This window comes from Roseovarius sp. E0-M6, assembly GCF_037083845.1.
Classification (GTDB): domain Bacteria; phylum Pseudomonadota; class Alphaproteobacteria; order Rhodobacterales; family Rhodobacteraceae; genus Roseovarius.
Window position 1 is genome coordinate 461,251 of the sequence record NZ_JBAPLA010000001.1, and the last position, 14,242, is coordinate 475,492.

Here is a 14,242-nt window from a genome sequence, read left to right on the forward strand (position 1 = left end):
TCACGCATGGTGCAAGCCGTTAGCGGGCGCGCAGAGCCTCGTAGACGTCGGCGATGCCGTTCGCTTCGGTTTCGATGCTGAAGCGTGTTTCGGCAAGGTGGCGTGCGGCCTTTGCCATCGCGGCGTGGCGTTCGGGATCGGACAAGAGCGTGTCGAGAGCCGCCACAGCACTTTCGGGTGTGTCGTCTAGCGTGATCAGTCCCGCCTGACCTTGGGCCGAGAAGCTTTGGTAATAGCCCGCATCGGTCGCGACGAAGGGCACGCCCGAAGCCATCCCCTCAAGCGGCGCCATGCCGTAGCCTTCATAGCGTGGCAGTTGAACCACCGCGCTTAGGCCACTCAGGAGCTTTGGAAGCTCGGAGGCCGGAACTTCACCGGGAAACAGAATGCGATCAGAAAGACCCGCTGCGTCGATTTTGGATTTGAGATCAGACAGATACGCATCGTATTTTCCACCCGCACGACCGATCACAAGAGCGGTGATATCCCTGTGGTCGGGCAGAAGGCGAAGCATCGCATTGACGAATCGGTCGGTGCCTTTTTCGGGGCGAATACGGCCTATGGTGGCAATGCCGCGCGCCCCGCCAAAGCCGCTCTCTGCCCATGCCGTGGCGCGGTCCGGTGCGGGCTGAAACGCGGCGCAATCAACACCATGAGGCACCACAGCGGCCACGTTCGGGACATAGTCCGCCGCTGCTTCGGTGGTGGCGATCACCGCGTCCATCCGCGCAATGAGCCAGCGGGGGAAGGCGGAATGGCGCCGCTGTGCCGCCGAGGTGAAGATGATGCGGATGGGAAGGCGCAGCACGTCACGGGCCCAAAGCGCGGCGCGCATTTCGGGGTTGCGACGAACATGCCAGAGCGTGACCGATTGGCCCGGCGGTGGCTGCCGCGAGAGGCGCGTGGCTTCGGCCCGTGAAATCGGCGTGGGACAGCCGGGCAGGGGATGCCCCGCCAGCGCCAGATCATAGCGGCCAAGATGCGCGCGCGTCACGCCTGCGGCGGTGGCCGAGACGCCGGTGAAATTGCGATTGAAATTGGTGACGATCAGTTCCGGCAAGATGCTTGGCCCCCAAGCAGCGTGGTCGTGAGCCGCGTGGCGATTTCGTCCAGAAACCCGGTTTGTCCGGCGGCAAAGGAACGCGCGTTTTCTCGTGCGCTTTCAAGTGTCTGAGGCTTTTCAAGAAGCTGTGCGACATAACGGGCCATATCGTCCTGCTTTGTCACTTCGGTAACGCCGCCATGCGCGTGAAACTCGGCATAGGCTTGGGCGAAATTGGCATAGAGCGGGCCGTGCAGGACCGCAGCTCCGGCATGGGCCGGCTCGTATGGGTTGTGACCGCCAACGGGGGTGAGCGACCCGCCCAAGAACACGATGGGTGAGAGCATATACCAAAGCCCGGTCTCGCCCATGGTGTCGGCAAGATAGACTTGGGTTTCGGGCTCGAAATCGCCATCGGTACTGCGTCGGTGCCATGTCGGTATCGCGTCGGTGCCTGCCGCCATGATCGCCTCGGCGCGTTCGGGGTGGCGCGGCACGAGGATCAAAAGAAGATCGGGATGTGTCTTGAGCAGGGTTTTATGCGCGGCGAGCACGATCTCTTCTTCTCCGGGATGCGTAGAACTTGCCACCCAGAGGGGGCGATCCCCAAGTTGCGCGCGCAACGCGGCAAGGCTCTTGGCGTCATAAGGGGCGGGGCCCGAGGCAGCCTTGAGATTGCCGCCCGTCTGTGCCTGCTTCAAGCCAAGCGCGTGCAGATGCGCCTCGGTGCGGGCGTCCTGACAATGGATCAGGCGGAAATGCCCCATGATATGGCGCGCCGTGCCGGCAAAGCGCCGCCAGTTGCGGGCGGAATTGTCCGAAATGCGCGCATTTATCAGTGCGAGCGGCACGCCCGAGGCGTCGGCCTCTTCGATCATGTGCGGCCACAGCTCGCTCTCGACAAAGATACCTGCTTCGGGATGCCAATGCGCAAGGAAGCGGCGCATCGCCGTGCGTGTGTCAAGCGGCGCGAACTGATGCATGGTGCGGGGTGGAAGCCGATGAGACAGCACCGCGCCGGACGTGGCCGTGCCCGACGTGATCAGGAAATGCAGCGTGGGATCAACCGAGCCCATATGCGCGATCAGTCGCAGCACGGACAGGCTTTCGCCGACACTGGCCGCGTGGAACCAGATCAGGGGGCCATCAGGGCGGGCGAGGGTGGCGCGACCCTGCCGTTCGCGAAAGCGCGCGGGATCGGTGCCGCCGAGTTCAAGCTTGCGGCGCACGCGTTTCCACGCGACCGAGGCCAGAAGCGGTGTCAGCGCCGAATAGAGAGAAAGGGCCAGAGGCCGCCGCCGCGCCCCGGGCATCAGCCGCCCGTATGGCTCATGTGACGCGGCATCGCGCCGCTGACATCCTGCCGGGAATAATCGAAGTCATGGCCTTTGGGCTTGAGGGCGATCGCCGCGCGAATGGCCTCTTCCAGCGGAGCGTCCGAGCCGGGATGGTTGCGCAGGGCCGGGCGTAGATCGGCCATGTCCTCCTGTCCCAGACACATGTAAAGCTCACCCGTGCAGGTCAGACGCACGCGGTTGCAGCTTTCGCAGAAATTATGCGTGAGCGGGGTGATGAAGCCCACGGTCTGCCCGGTTTCCTCAAGCTGCACATACCGGGCCGGCCCGCCGGTGCGCAGCGGCAGATCGGTCAGCGTGTATTCCTCGCTCAGGCGGGCGCGCAGGTCGCTCAGTTTCCAATACTGGTCGATACGATCCTCGTTGCCGATATCCCCCATTGGCATCACCTCGATGAAGGTTAGGTCCATGTCGCGATCGGCGCACCAGCGGGTCAGTGCGAAGAGTTCGTCCTCGTTGAAGCCCTTGAGCGCCACGGTGTTGATCTTGACCCTCAAGCCGGCGCGCTGTGCCGTGTCGATGCCCTTGAGCACCTGCGGCAGGCGGCCCCAGCGTGTCACGTCCGCGAATTTCTGCTCATCCAGCGTGTCGAGCGAGATATTCACACGCCGGACACCCGCCGCGTAAAGATCGTCGGCGAACCGGGCGAGTTGGCTGCCATTGGTGGTCAGTGTCAGTTCGCGCAGCGCGCCACTTTCGAGGTGCCGGGACATGGCCCGAAAGAACGTCATGATCTCGCGCCGGACCAGCGGTTCACCGCCGGTGATGCGCAGCTTCTCAACCCCGAGGTTTATGAAGGTCGAGCACATGCGATCGAGCTCCTCGAGCGTCAGAAGCTCTTTCTTGGGCAGGAAGGTCATGTTCTCGGACATGCAATAAACACAGCGAAAATCGCACCGGTCCGTGACCGAAACCCGAAGGTAGGAAATCGCGCGCTGAAAGGGGTCTATGAGTGGTGCTGTCATGGGCAAAACGTAAGGGTCCGCGCATGGGACCACAAGGGTGTTCTTGTCCGTTGCGGTGTCAGGGATCAGACCATAAGCTTATCTGTATGAAACAGATCGTAGTGATGTGCATGATACTTGCCTTGGCGGGATGTTCAGAGTTGGGACTGCGGCTTCCGGGGACTCAGGCTGAACCGCCGGGAGAGGCCATTGATCCCGCGTTAGCCTCCGCTCCGCCCGCGCCGGACGCGGCAGCCATAAAGCCCGCGGGTAACACCGCTGAAGCCCTTGATGCCACCAGCCCAGAGGAACGCGCAGAGGCTGCGTCTGCTTCGGGCGGTGCAACGCTTGGCCGCACGACCGTGTCACTGGGTGATGTGGCCGAGTCCGGTTTTTGGCTCAAGACGCCGCTGGCCGATGCGCCGGGGCCGGGGCGGATCGAGAATCCGGCAACGGGCAAATCGGCCAAGGTTGAACTGATCCCGCTAGACGGCCCCGACACGGCGGGCAGCCGCGTGTCGCTGTCGGCCATGCGTCTGATCGGAGCGGAACTGACGGACCTGCCCGAGGTGATCGTGTATCGCAACTGAGCGGTGACGTGACCTGAAGCTGTGTCCGGGCGGCGGGCGCTCACGCGCGTTTGGGCATGTGCTTCTGAGCTTCCTTGCGGGCGAACGGCTTCATGTGGCTGGCGTTCTCGGCGAGGAACGTCTCGACACGGTCCGGCGCGTGCTTGGACAGATCACGCAGCCACCAAGCCACTGATTTCTGAATGATCCATTCAGAGTCCCGCACATAGATCGCCGCCCATCCCAGCACACGTTCGCGAATGGCAAGCTCTTGCGGCTTGGGGTGGTTCTGTTTGGTGTAGGGAAGGGTGATGATCATCGCGGCGCGGCGTATCCAATGCGATCCGCTCAGCGTCCAGGTTTCGATCTCGTCGATGCGGTCGGGGCTGGCGACAAGGCGCTTTTGACCCGCCATCATCGCGTGATCCGCGATGGCCCAGCTATCGAAATCCGGCAGCCACGACACGATGAGGCGCCACACATCCTCATCGGACGCGATCCGCGCCTGCGTCAAAAGCTTGGCGGCAACAAGCCGGGTTTCAAACGCGTTCATCTTCCATAGCCCATCCGCGAGGGCCACGCGTTCGGGCACATCCAGCGTTTGGCGCCATTCTTTTGCCAGATCGTTCAGCGCGGTATTGGGCACGCCGATATAGCGGCGCGGCACCTTGTGATGCGCGGCCATACCCTCGGCGCGGCCGGGTTCGGCCAATGCTTCGATACGGGCAAGTGCGGCGTCAGGTGTCATTCGACGGTGACGGACTTGGCAAGGTTGCGTGGCTGATCCACATCGGTGCCCTTGGCGACCGCCGTGTGATAGGCCAAAAGCTGGGCCGGGATCGCGTAGACGATAGGGGCAAGCACCTCTTGGACAGTGGGCATCACGATTGTCTCCCAGACGCCATCGCTCGCTTCGGCGCGGCCCGCCTCGTCGGTCACGAGAAGCACCTTGCCACCGCGTGCCATGACCTCCTGCATGTTGGAGATGGTCTTGTCGAACAGGCTGTCCTTGGGGGCCATGACGACCACGGGCATCTTTTCGTCAATGAGCGCGATGGGGCCGTGCTTGAGCTCACCAGATGCATAAGCTTCGGCGTGTATATAGCTGATTTCCTTTAGTTTAAGAGATCCTTCAAGCGCGAGCGGATACATGAGGCCCCGTCCGAGGAAAAGCACGTCCTTGGCCTTGGACAGCTTTTGCGACACGGCGGCAATCTCGTCTTCCGCTTCGAGCGCGACGTTGAGCACCGACGGCAGGTTGCGCAGGCCCGCGATCAGGTCCGCCATTTGGTCCGCATCGAGGCGGCCGCGGGCGTGTGCGGCTTTGATCGCCATGAGCAGCAGCACGGTCAGCTGACAGGTGAACGCCTTGGTCGACGCAACGCCGATCTCGACCCCCGCCAGAATGGGCAGGGCGACGTCGCTTTCGCGCGCGATCGAGCTTTCGGGGACATTGACCACCGACAGAATGGTATCTGCCCGCCCGGCGCAATAGCGCAACGCCGCGAGCGTATCGGCGGTTTCGCCCGACTGGCTTACGAAAAGGGCGGCTGTGCCATCGGTCACCGGGGGCTGACGGTAGCGGAATTCAGAGGCTATATCGACCTCGACGGGCAGCCCGGCCAATTGCTCGAACCAGTATTTTGCCGTGAGACAGGCATAGAACGCGGTGCCGCAGGCGACCATCGTCATGCGGTTGATGGCGCGGAAGTCGATGTCGGCCCCAAGCACGATCTCGCTTGCTTCGGGATCGATGTAATGGCTCAGCGCCTCGGAGATGACCACGGGCTGTTCGGAAATCTCTTTTGCCATGAAATGCTTGTGGCCTGCCTTGTCCACCGACGTGTTGTCGATGCGGATCGTGCGGACCTCACGGTTGGCCAGTTCGCCCTGTGCGTCCACAATGCGCACGGTCTGGCGGGTGACAACCGCGATGTCGCCCTCCTCGAGATAGGAAATCCGGTCGGTCATGGGAGCGAGCGCGATGGCATCGGAGCCCACGAACATCTCCCCCTCACCATATCCGATGGCCAGCGGGCTACCCTTGCGCGCGGCGATCAAAAGATCCTCTTCGCCGTCGAAAAGGAAACACAGCGCATATGCACCTTCAAGCCGCGCGATGGTGGCATGGGCGGCCTCCTCGGGGCTTTTGCCCTGTGCGAGCATGTGGTTGGCCATGAGCGCGACCGTCTCGGTGTCGGTTTCGGTTTCGTGGCCGATGCCCGCCTCCGACAACTCCGCCCGCAATTCCCGGTAATTCTCGATGATGCCGTTATGCACGACGGCCACCGGCCCGGCACGGTGGGGGTGCGTGTTGCCGAGTGTCGGCGCGCCATGGGTGGCCCAGCGGGTGTGCCCGATGCCCGCTTTGCCAGCGAGCGGTTCGTGCACCAGAAGATCAGACAGGTTCACCAGCTTGCCGACCGCGCGGCGAAGGTCAAGCCGACCATCGTTTACCGTGGCAATTCCGGCGCTGTCATAGCCGCGATATTCAAGCCTCTTGAGGGACTCGACGAGCAGGGGGGCGACTTCGTGAAGGCCCAAGACACCGACAATTCCGCACATTATGACTCTCCTGAAAGGCGTTTTTGCTTTTTCAATTTAAGAATTTCGAACAATTTTCGGGCCATACCGGGTTTTTCAACCTGTTCGGGACGGGCGATGGCAAGTGCCCCTTCGGCCACGTCGCGCGTGATGACCGACCCCGAGCCGGTCATCGCCTCGTCCCCGATTGTAACGGGGGCCACAAGCATCGTGTCGGACCCTATGAAAACACGGTCGCCGATCACGGTGCGGTGCTTCATCACGCCGTCGTAATTGCAGGTGACGGTGCCGGCGCCGATGTTCGAGTCTGTGCCGACACTCGCATCGCCGATATAGCTCAGGTGATTGACCTTGGCGCCTTGCGCGAGTGTTGCGTTCTTGATCTCGACGAAATTGCCGATGCGTGTGCCCGCAGCCAGATCGGTGCCGGGGCGCAGGCGCGCATAGGGACCGACCACCGCGCCTGCCGCCACGCGGCACCCTTCGAGATGGGAAAAGGCGCGAACCTGAACATTTGCATCTATCTTGACGCCGGGACCGAAGACGACATGCGGTTCCACCACCGTATCGCTTTCGATCTCGGTGTCATACGCGAAGAACACGGTGTCGGGCGCGGTCAGTGTCACGCCCTTATCCATCAGGGCGCGGCGTTTGGCGGATTGGAACACCTCTTCCGCCACGGCCAGATCGGAGCGGGAATTGACGCCGAGGGTTTCGGCCTCGTCACAGGCGATGGCCGTGGCCGAAAGCCCCCGTGCGCGCGCCACCTCGACGATGTCGGTCAGGTAGTATTCGCCGGAGGCATTCTCGTTGTCCACCGCGTCGACAAGAGAGAAAAGCGTCTCTGTTCGCGCCATGACCACGCCCGAATTGCAGAAGGTTATGGCGCGTTCACGCACGCCCGCATCCTTGAATTCGACAATCTTCTCAAGCGTATCACCCTGCATGACGAGCCGTCCGTAGCGGCCCGGATCGGCCGCTTCGAACCCCAGAATGACCACGTCGTGCCCGTCGCGGGCCTTGGCCATGCGGGTAAGCGTCTCGGGGCTGATGAAGGGTGTGTCGCCATAGAGCACCACGGCATCGCCCGCATGATCCTTTAGGGCGTTGCCCGCCTGTGCCACGGCATGCGCAGTGCCAAGCTGTTCAGTCTGAAGCACAATGTCGGCGTGCGTGTCGAAGTCTTTGGTGGCATCCGCGACCGCCTCGGATCCGTGACCCGCCACCACGACCGTGCGGTCGGGCGACAATGCCCCGCCAGCGCGCAACGCATGGTGCAGCATCGGAGCGCCCGCGATCCGGTGAAGAACCTTGGGATGGTCGGATTTCATGCGCGTGCCCTTGCCGGCGGCCAGCACGATCAATGCGATGCTCATGAGGATTCCCGTAATTGCAAAATTTTCTCTCGGTTTAACGGCTGGTGGTGCGGTTGCAAGCCGGTTAAGGATCAAATGAGATTGCGAAGTGTGACAGGGATGGGCGAAATCATGCTGAGTGGCATCAGGCAGGCATCACGCTGATGGGCAGGGCGGTCATTTTTGATCTCGACGGGACGCTCGCGGATACCAGTGGCGATCTTATCGCTGCCGCCAATGCGTGCTTCCGGTCCATTGGTGAGGCTGATCAGCTTGACCCGGTGCGCGACGCGGGAATCGCATTGCGCGGGGGTCGTGCCATGCTGACACTCGGGTTCGAGCGGCTGGGCCGGGGCGGCGATATCGCGCTGGTGGATCGCCACTACAAGCCACTTCTTGACCACTACGAGACCGCGATCGACGCCTATACGACCTTCTACCCCGGTGCATTGGACAGTGTGGCGGCGCTCAGATCGGATGGCTACAAGGTGGCGATTTGCACCAACAAACCGGAATACCTGGCCAAGCTTTTGCTGACCCGTCTGGGTGTGACCGACGCTTTCGACGCCCTGATCGGTGCTGACACGCTTCCTGTGCGCAAGCCCGACCCCGAACCCCTCCGCGAAGCGGCGCGGCGCGCGGGCGGTGATCCGACGCGGGCTGTGCTTGTCGGCGATACCGTGACCGACCGGGACACCGCGCGCGCCGCTGGCGTGCCGTCGATCCTTGTGAGCTTCGGGCCGGGCGGGGAGGATATCCTCGCGCTTGAGCCCGAAGCGACCATTGGCCATTTCGACGAGTTGGCCGGCGTCGTGCGCCGCTTCATCGGCTAATGCGAAACCCGACATCGGAGAAAACGAAAACGCGGTCGGGTGATTGACGCGGACCGCGGGCGGTTGCACTCTCGAACGATGAGCGAAGTTTTCAAAGGCGTGTTCACCCAGCAGGAGCCGATCCCGGAGGACGGGATTGCCGCGGCTCTTGACGTGATGCGAAGCGGGCGGTTGCACCGCTATAATCTCGTCGGCGACGAGGTGGGAGAGGTCGGAGAGCTTGAGCGCGAATTCGCGGCGGTGACCGGAGCGCGGTTCGCGCTGGCGGTGGCGTCGGGGGGGTATGCCCTTGCCTGCGCGCTGCGCGCGGTCGGGGTGAAGCCGGGTGAGCGTGTGCTGACCAATGCCTTCACGCTGGCGCCGGTGCCGGGCGCAATCGCGAGCGTGAATGCCGTGCCGGTTTTCGTGGGGGTGACCGAAAACCTGACCATCGACCTTGACGATCTTGACGCGAAGGCCGGCGAGGCGCGTGTCCTGATGCTGAGCCATATGCGCGGGCATCTTGCCGACATGGATCGCCTCATGGATATCTGCACCGCGCACGGGATTATCGTGATCGAGGATTGTGCTCACACGATGGGTGCGGCGTGGAAAGGGCGGCCCTCGGGCCGTGGCGGCCTGATCGGGTGCTATTCGACCCAAACCTACAAGCACCTCAACTCGGGCGAGGGTGGATTGCTCGTCACCGATGACGAGGAGGTCATGGCGCGCGCGGCGATTCTGTCGGGGTCTTACATGCTGTATGGCCGTCACGGCACGGTGCCCGACGAAGAGGTTTTCGAGCGGGTGAAATACGACACGCCCAACGTCTCGGGCCGCATGGACAATCTTCGCGCCGCAATCCTGCGACCGCAACTCGCACGGCTCGACGCGCAATGCCAGAAGTGGAATGACAGGTATCGCGTGGTCGAGGACGGGATTGGCGGCACGCCGGGCCTGACCGTGATCGAGAGGCCCGAGGAAGAAAGCTATGTCGGCTCGTCCATCCAGTTTCTGCTGTTGGACTGGAGCGATGACGCCATCGAAGATGTGCTCAGTCGTTGTGCCGCGCGCGGTGTCGAACTGAAGTGGTTCGGCGGTGCGGAACCAAAAGGATTCACGAGCCGCTATGACAGCTGGCGCTATGCTCCGTCGCGCGCCATGCCCGAAACCGACCGAATCTTGAAAAGTATCGTTGATATGCGGCTGCCATTAACCTTCAGTCTTGAGGATTGTGCGCTAATCGCGCGGATCATCCGGGCCGAGGTGGGCGCCGTCTGGCAGGGGCAGGGCGCGGTCAGGCGCCCCGCCTGATCCTTTGAGGCTTAGAAGGTCACCACGCCGTGTTCGCCCACATCGGGCTTGCCGCCACCGAGACCTGCCTTGCTGAACTCGTAAAGGGTCTTGGCCATTCCGTCCGTGGACCAAAGCTCGGCCTTGGTGGGTCGAAAGCTCACAAGGCAGATGTCTTCGTCCTCGCGCCCTTCATCAAACCATGCCGCCGCCATGGGCGACCAAATATCGTCAAGCTTCTCGGGGTTTTCCTCGGCGGCGAGAATGCCGTCGATCCAACCATATAGATGGCCGCCCGACGACGCGACGATATGGCGCGCGGCCTTGCCCGCCTTGGCGGCGTCGGCCACATCCGTGCCGTCCGCCGTGATGAACCAAAGGGCGTGATCGTCGGGACGGGGGGTATGTGCCATCGGGCGTGGATCGCCCCCCTCGGGTGACAACATGCCAGCCCGAATATTGGTCATGCGCTCCCAGAATATGGTCTTGAGGTCGTCGCTCATCGCCTTGCTCCTTTTCGTGTCTGCTTTGAACGCCCAACGTGCGGAGCAGCCTATGGTTCCGGGCCCCGATGTCGGCATTGACGAAAGCCTGCGCGAGGCATATAAATGAACAAGTGTTCAATAAATTCCGGAGGCCGGAACCATGTTCAATGCGGCGATGCAATTTGATCTGGGCGAGGACGTTAATGCCCTGCGCGAGATGGTCCACCGCTGGGCGCAGGAACGGGTCAGGCCAATGGCCGCCGATATCGACCGTGATAACGTGTTCCCTGCCGAACTTTGGCGCGAAATGGGTGAGCTTGGCCTGCTCGGCATCACCGTTTCCGAAGAGTATGGCGGCGCCGACATGTCCTATCTCGCGCATGTCGTGGCGGTTGAAGAGGTTGCCCGCGCCAGTGCCTCGGTCAGCCTGAGCTATGGCGCGCACTCAAACCTGTGCGTGAATCAGATCAAGCTGAACGGGACCGAGGCGCAAAAGGCAAAGTATCTTCCGGGCCTTGTCAGCGGTGAGCATGTAGGCGCGCTGGCCATGTCCGAGGCGGGCGCCGGGAGCGACGTCGTATCGATGAAACTGCGCGCGGAAAAGCGCAACGATCATTACCGGCTGAGTGGCAATAAATACTGGATCACCAACGGCCCTAATGCCGATACGCTTGTCGTCTATGCCAAGACCGACCCCGAAGCAGGGGCAAAGGGAATCACCGCGTTCCTCATCGAAAAGGACATGACGGGATTCTCGACTTCACCGCATTTCGACAAGCTGGGCATGCGTGGCAGCAATACCGCCGAGCTGATCTTTGACGGCGTGGAAGTGCCGTTCGAGAATGTTCTGGGCGAAGAGGGGCGGGGCGTTGCCGTTCTGATGTCGGGGCTAGATTACGAGCGCGTCGTTCTGGCCGGAATCGGGACCGGCATCATGGCCGCCTGTCTGGATGAAATCATGCCCTACATGGCCGAGCGCAAACAGTTCGGTCAGCCGATCGGGAGCTTCCAGCTTATGCAAGGCAAGATCGCCGATATGTATACGGCAATGAACAGCGCGCGGGCCTATGTCTACGAGGTGGCCAAAGCCTGTGATCGCGGCGACGTGACCCGTCAGGACGCCGCCGCCTGTTGTCTTTATGCCAGCGAACAGGCCATGGTTCAGGCGCATCAGGCCGTTCAGGCCATGGGCGGTGCGGGCTTTCTCAACGATGCGCCCGTCGCACGCATCTTTCGCGATGCCAAGCTCATGGAGATCGGCGCGGGGACAAGCGAAATCCGTCGGATGCTGGTGGGGCGGGAACTGATGGGGGCGATGGCCTGACCCCGCACCCCACGGGCCCGAACCTGAAGGGAGTCCGAAAAATGAGCGATGTCAAAGAACTGACCGCACTATATGTAAACACCTCGCTGAAAAAGGTGGCGGGCAACAGCCACACGCGTCTTTTGATGCAGGCGTCTGGTGACATCATGGAAAAGAACGGCGTCACGGTCGAGCATCTGCATCTGCTGGATCATACCGTGCCACCCGGTGTTTATCCCGACATGACCGAACATGGCTGGGACAGCGACGACTGGCCCGCGATCTGGGAAAAGGTGAAGGCGGCCGATATTCTGGTTGTCGGCAGTCCGATCTGGCTGGGCGAGGAAAGCAGCGTCTGCCGCGTCTTGATCGAGCGGCTTTACGGGATGAGCGCCGAACTCAACGACAAGGGGCAGTCGGTCTTTTACGGCAAAGTGGGCGGCACCGTCGTGACCGGCAATGAGGACGGGATCAAGCATGTCGCCATGACCCTTGGCTATGCGCTCAGCCATCTGGGCTATACCATCCCGCCACAGGCCGATTGCGGCTGGATCGGAGAGGCCGGGCCGGGGCCCTCCTATGGGGACGACACCGATGGCGGCCCGGTGGGGTTCGACAATGATTTCACTCGCCGCAATACCACGATCATGACCTGGAACCTCATGCATCTGGCGCGGATTTTAAAGTCTGCCGGAGGATACCCGAACGAAGGCAACGACCGCCGGGCCTTCGAGGCGGGGTGCAGGTTTGATTACGAAAACCCGGATTACAGAGCATGAGTGTTTCACGGGGTGCCGCATTCATGCCGCTGGCCATGCGCGCCACGGCGCCGGGCTTTTCGGCGGACCTCGTTGCGCGCGGCTGAATGCGGATTTTTGACCGGAGCGATCGGACATGACACTGACAAGATGCGAGATCCCTTGCCGTGATCAGCAGGCGCCCGGCCCGCTCAGAGACCGGGACGCGCGGCAATGCTGAACCGAGCAGATACATATGAAACCCTGCGAGCGGGCTTTGCCTGGAACCTGCCCGAAAGGCTCAACATGGCGGCGCAGGTGTGTGACGATTGGGCCGCGCGTGACCCTGGGCGCACGGCGATCATCGACCTTACCAAGGGCCGGCACGACGTGAGCTATGGTGCGTTGCGCCGGATGGCCGATGGGCTTGCGCATGATCTCGTGGTTCGGGGCGTCCGCCCGGGCGACCGGGTGGGTGTGCTCCGCAGTCAGGGGGCCTGGTGCGCGGCGGCGCATATCGCGATCTGGAAAATCGGCGCGATTTCAATACCCTTGTTCAAGCTTTTCATGCGGGATGCTTTGCTCAGCCGGGTGGGTGATGCGGGCGCGCGTCTTGTCGTGACTGATCCCGAGGGGGCGGCCATGCTTGACGCTCAGCAGGCGGTCATTCCCGAGGATGTGCCGCTCAGTGATGCCCCGTTCGAGACCATGGAAACCGGGCCCGAAACGCCGGCGGTTCTGATCTATACGAGCGGCACCACCGGCAGCCCGAAAGGCGCCCTGCATGGGCACAGGGTTCTGACCGGGCATATGCCGGGAACCGAACTTTTCTGCAATTTCCTGGGGCAAGAGGGTGATTGCCTCTGGACTCCGGCGGACTGGGCCTGGATCGGCGGGCTGTTCAACATCCTGATGCCGGGCCTTGCGTTGGGGGTGCCCGTGGTGGCGGCGCGCATGACCAAGTTCTCGGTCGCGGAGTGCCAGAAGATCATCCAGGATGGCTCTGTAAACAATGTGTTTTTTCCACCTACGGCCCTGCGTATGCTCAAGGCGGAAGACGCGCGGGTCGCGGGGCTTCGCAGCATCGGCAGCGGAGGAGAGCCGCTGGGCGCGGAGATGCTCGAATGGGGGCGCAAGGCATTTGGCCTGACCATCAACGAGTTCTACGGCCAGACGGAATGCAACCTCGTGGCCTGCTCATGCTCTGATCTTTTCGCACCGCGACCAGGGTGTATCGGGCGCGTGGTTCCGGGGCATGACGTGGCGGTGATCGATGCCGATGGCGCACCGACCGAGGCCGAGGGGGATGTGGCGGTCCGGCGCGGATCAGCCTCGATGATGCTCGAATACTGGAACCGGCCCGAGCAAACTGCCGATAAATATCGTGGCGATTGGATGCTGACCGGCGATCGCGGTATTTGGGAGGGCGATTTCCTGCGCTTCGTGGGGCGCGAGGATGATGTGATCACCAGCGCGGGCTACCGCATCGGTCCCGCCGAGATCGAGGATTGTCTGCTCACTCACGAGGCCGTCGCGACCGTGGGGGTTGTGGGAAAACCCGACCCGCTGAGAACCGAGATCGTCAAGGCCTATGTCGTGCTGAGAGGTGGCGTGAACCCATCCGAAAGCGTGGCCAAAGATTTGCAGGAGTGGGTCAAAGATCGACTTGCAAGATATTCATATCCAAGAGAAATCGACTTTCTGGATGTGCTTCCGATGACGGTGACCGGCAAAGTGATCCGCAAGGAGCTTAAGGCGCGTGCCGTAGCGGAGGGGCGGCCATGATAACCGCCCCTCTCACAT

General features: G+C 62.3%; 13 protein-coding genes. 6 read left to right on the plus strand and 7 right to left on the minus strand.

All coding sequences use genetic code 11. The annotated features are described in order from the left end of the window. Window positions 1-19: 19 nt before the first annotated feature. The 3 genes from V8359_RS02375 to moaA are packed head-to-tail and all read right to left on the minus strand — an operon-like array spanning window position 20 to window position 3,362. The gene (locus V8359_RS02375; protein ID WP_336427099.1) at window positions 20-1,060 is read right to left on the minus strand and encodes a glycosyltransferase family 4 protein; all 1,041 of its coding nucleotides are present in this window, start codon (window positions 1,058-1,060) and stop codon (window positions 20-22) included. After that, window positions 1,048-2,355 (minus strand): 3-deoxy-D-manno-octulosonic acid transferase, encoded by a 1,308-nt coding sequence (locus V8359_RS02380; RefSeq protein ID WP_336427100.1) that lies wholly within the window; start codon window positions 2,353-2,355, stop codon window positions 1,048-1,050. Before V8359_RS02380 ends, V8359_RS02375 begins: the two co-directional genes overlap by 13 nt. Next, window positions 2,355-3,362 (minus strand): GTP 3',8-cyclase MoaA, encoded by a 1,008-nt coding sequence (gene moaA / locus V8359_RS02385; protein ID WP_336427101.1) that lies wholly within the window; start codon window positions 3,360-3,362, stop codon window positions 2,355-2,357. Before moaA ends, V8359_RS02380 begins: the two co-directional genes overlap by 1 nt. An 86-nt stretch (window positions 3,363-3,448) precedes the next feature. On the opposite strand from moaA, the gene V8359_RS02390 reads away from it, so the two are divergent. Next, entirely contained in the window at window positions 3,449-3,931 is a 483-nt protein-coding gene (locus V8359_RS02390) for a hypothetical protein (protein ID WP_336427102.1), read from the plus strand. 40 nt (window positions 3,932-3,971) lie between these two features. Here V8359_RS02390 and V8359_RS02395 read toward each other — a convergent pair whose 3' ends face one another. Genes V8359_RS02395 through glmU form a run of 3 tightly spaced genes read right to left on the minus strand, consistent with a single transcriptional unit; the run spans window position 3,972 to window position 7,830 of the window. Then, window positions 3,972-4,658: a DNA alkylation repair protein gene (locus V8359_RS02395; protein WP_336427103.1), complete on the minus strand. Its 687-nt coding sequence runs from the start codon at window positions 4,656-4,658 to the stop codon at window positions 3,972-3,974. Next, window positions 4,655-6,475 carry a glutamine--fructose-6-phosphate transaminase (isomerizing) gene (gene glmS / locus V8359_RS02400; RefSeq protein ID WP_336427104.1) on the minus strand — a complete coding sequence of 607 codons (1,821 nt, stop codon included), beginning with the start codon at window positions 6,473-6,475 and terminating at the stop codon, window positions 4,655-4,657. The genes V8359_RS02395 and glmS overlap by 4 nt, the downstream gene beginning before the upstream one ends. Continuing rightward, the gene (glmU, locus tag V8359_RS02405) at window positions 6,475-7,830 is read right to left on the minus strand and encodes a bifunctional UDP-N-acetylglucosamine diphosphorylase/glucosamine-1-phosphate N-acetyltransferase GlmU (RefSeq protein WP_336427105.1); all 1,356 of its coding nucleotides are present in this window, start codon (window positions 7,828-7,830) and stop codon (window positions 6,475-6,477) included. Before glmU ends, glmS begins: the two co-directional genes overlap by 1 nt. Window positions 7,831-7,973: 143 nt before the next feature. On the opposite strand from glmU, the gene V8359_RS02410 reads away from it, so the two are divergent. Together V8359_RS02410 and V8359_RS02415 are read left to right on the plus strand one after the other, a co-directional pair. Next, a complete protein-coding gene (locus V8359_RS02410; protein ID WP_336427106.1) occupies window positions 7,974-8,642 on the plus strand; it encodes an HAD-IA family hydrolase in 669 nt (222 codons plus the stop codon). Window positions 8,643-8,720: 78 nt separating this feature from the next. Beyond that, window positions 8,721-9,935 (plus strand): DegT/DnrJ/EryC1/StrS family aminotransferase, encoded by a 1,215-nt coding sequence (locus V8359_RS02415; protein ID WP_336427107.1) that lies wholly within the window; start codon window positions 8,721-8,723, stop codon window positions 9,933-9,935. A gap of 11 nt (window positions 9,936-9,946) precedes the next feature. On the opposite strand, the gene V8359_RS02420 is transcribed toward V8359_RS02415, so the two are convergent. After that, window positions 9,947-10,417, minus strand: a complete 471-nt coding sequence (locus tag V8359_RS02420) for a pyridoxamine 5'-phosphate oxidase family protein (RefSeq protein WP_336427108.1) — start codon at window positions 10,415-10,417, stop codon at window positions 9,947-9,949. A 142-nt stretch (window positions 10,418-10,559) separates the two neighbouring features. On the opposite strand from V8359_RS02420, the gene V8359_RS02425 reads away from it, so the two are divergent. The 3 genes from V8359_RS02425 to V8359_RS02435 all read left to right on the plus strand — a co-directional run bounded on the left by V8359_RS02425 (window position 10,560) and on the right by V8359_RS02435 (window position 14,224). Beyond that, on the plus strand, window positions 10,560-11,723 hold the full coding sequence (locus V8359_RS02425) for an isovaleryl-CoA dehydrogenase (protein WP_336427109.1): 1,164 nt from the start codon (window positions 10,560-10,562) through the stop codon (window positions 11,721-11,723). Window positions 11,724-11,764: 41 nt separating this feature from the next. After that, window positions 11,765-12,481 (plus strand): flavodoxin family protein, encoded by a 717-nt coding sequence (locus tag V8359_RS02430; RefSeq protein WP_336427110.1) that lies wholly within the window; start codon window positions 11,765-11,767, stop codon window positions 12,479-12,481. A 192-nt stretch (window positions 12,482-12,673) separates the two neighbouring features. Then, window positions 12,674-14,224, plus strand: a complete 1,551-nt coding sequence (locus tag V8359_RS02435) for an AMP-binding protein (protein ID WP_336427111.1) — start codon at window positions 12,674-12,676, stop codon at window positions 14,222-14,224. Window positions 14,225-14,242 lie beyond the last annotated feature (18 nt).

Excerpts from the sequence above, each read along its gene's own strand:
- V8359_RS02410 (WP_336427106.1), top strand. The coding sequence starts at position 7,974 with ATGGGCAGGGCGGTCATTTTTGATCTCGACGGGACGCTCGCGGATACC.
- V8359_RS02435 (WP_336427111.1), top strand. The coding sequence starts at position 12,674 with ATGCTGAACCGAGCAGATACATATGAAACCCTGCGAGCGGGCTTTGCC.
- V8359_RS02380 (WP_336427100.1), bottom strand. The coding sequence starts at position 2,355 with ATGCCCGGGGCGCGGCGGCGGCCTCTGGCCCTTTCTCTCTATTCGGCG.
- moaA (WP_336427101.1), bottom strand. The coding sequence starts at position 3,362 with ATGACAGCACCACTCATAGACCCCTTTCAGCGCGCGATTTCCTACCTT.
- glmU (WP_336427105.1), bottom strand. The coding sequence starts at position 7,830 with ATGAGCATCGCATTGATCGTGCTGGCCGCCGGCAAGGGCACGCGCATG.
- V8359_RS02390 (WP_336427102.1), top strand. The coding sequence starts at position 3,449 with ATGAAACAGATCGTAGTGATGTGCATGATACTTGCCTTGGCGGGATGT.
- glmS (WP_336427104.1), bottom strand. The coding sequence starts at position 6,475 with ATGTGCGGAATTGTCGGTGTCTTGGGCCTTCACGAAGTCGCCCCCCTG.
- V8359_RS02415 (WP_336427107.1), top strand. The coding sequence starts at position 8,721 with ATGAGCGAAGTTTTCAAAGGCGTGTTCACCCAGCAGGAGCCGATCCCG.
- V8359_RS02430 (WP_336427110.1), top strand. The coding sequence starts at position 11,765 with ATGAGCGATGTCAAAGAACTGACCGCACTATATGTAAACACCTCGCTG.
- V8359_RS02395 (WP_336427103.1), bottom strand. The coding sequence starts at position 4,658 with ATGACACCTGACGCCGCACTTGCCCGTATCGAAGCATTGGCCGAACCC.
- V8359_RS02420 (WP_336427108.1), bottom strand. The coding sequence starts at position 10,417 with ATGAGCGACGACCTCAAGACCATATTCTGGGAGCGCATGACCAATATT.
- V8359_RS02425 (WP_336427109.1), top strand. The coding sequence starts at position 10,560 with ATGTTCAATGCGGCGATGCAATTTGATCTGGGCGAGGACGTTAATGCC.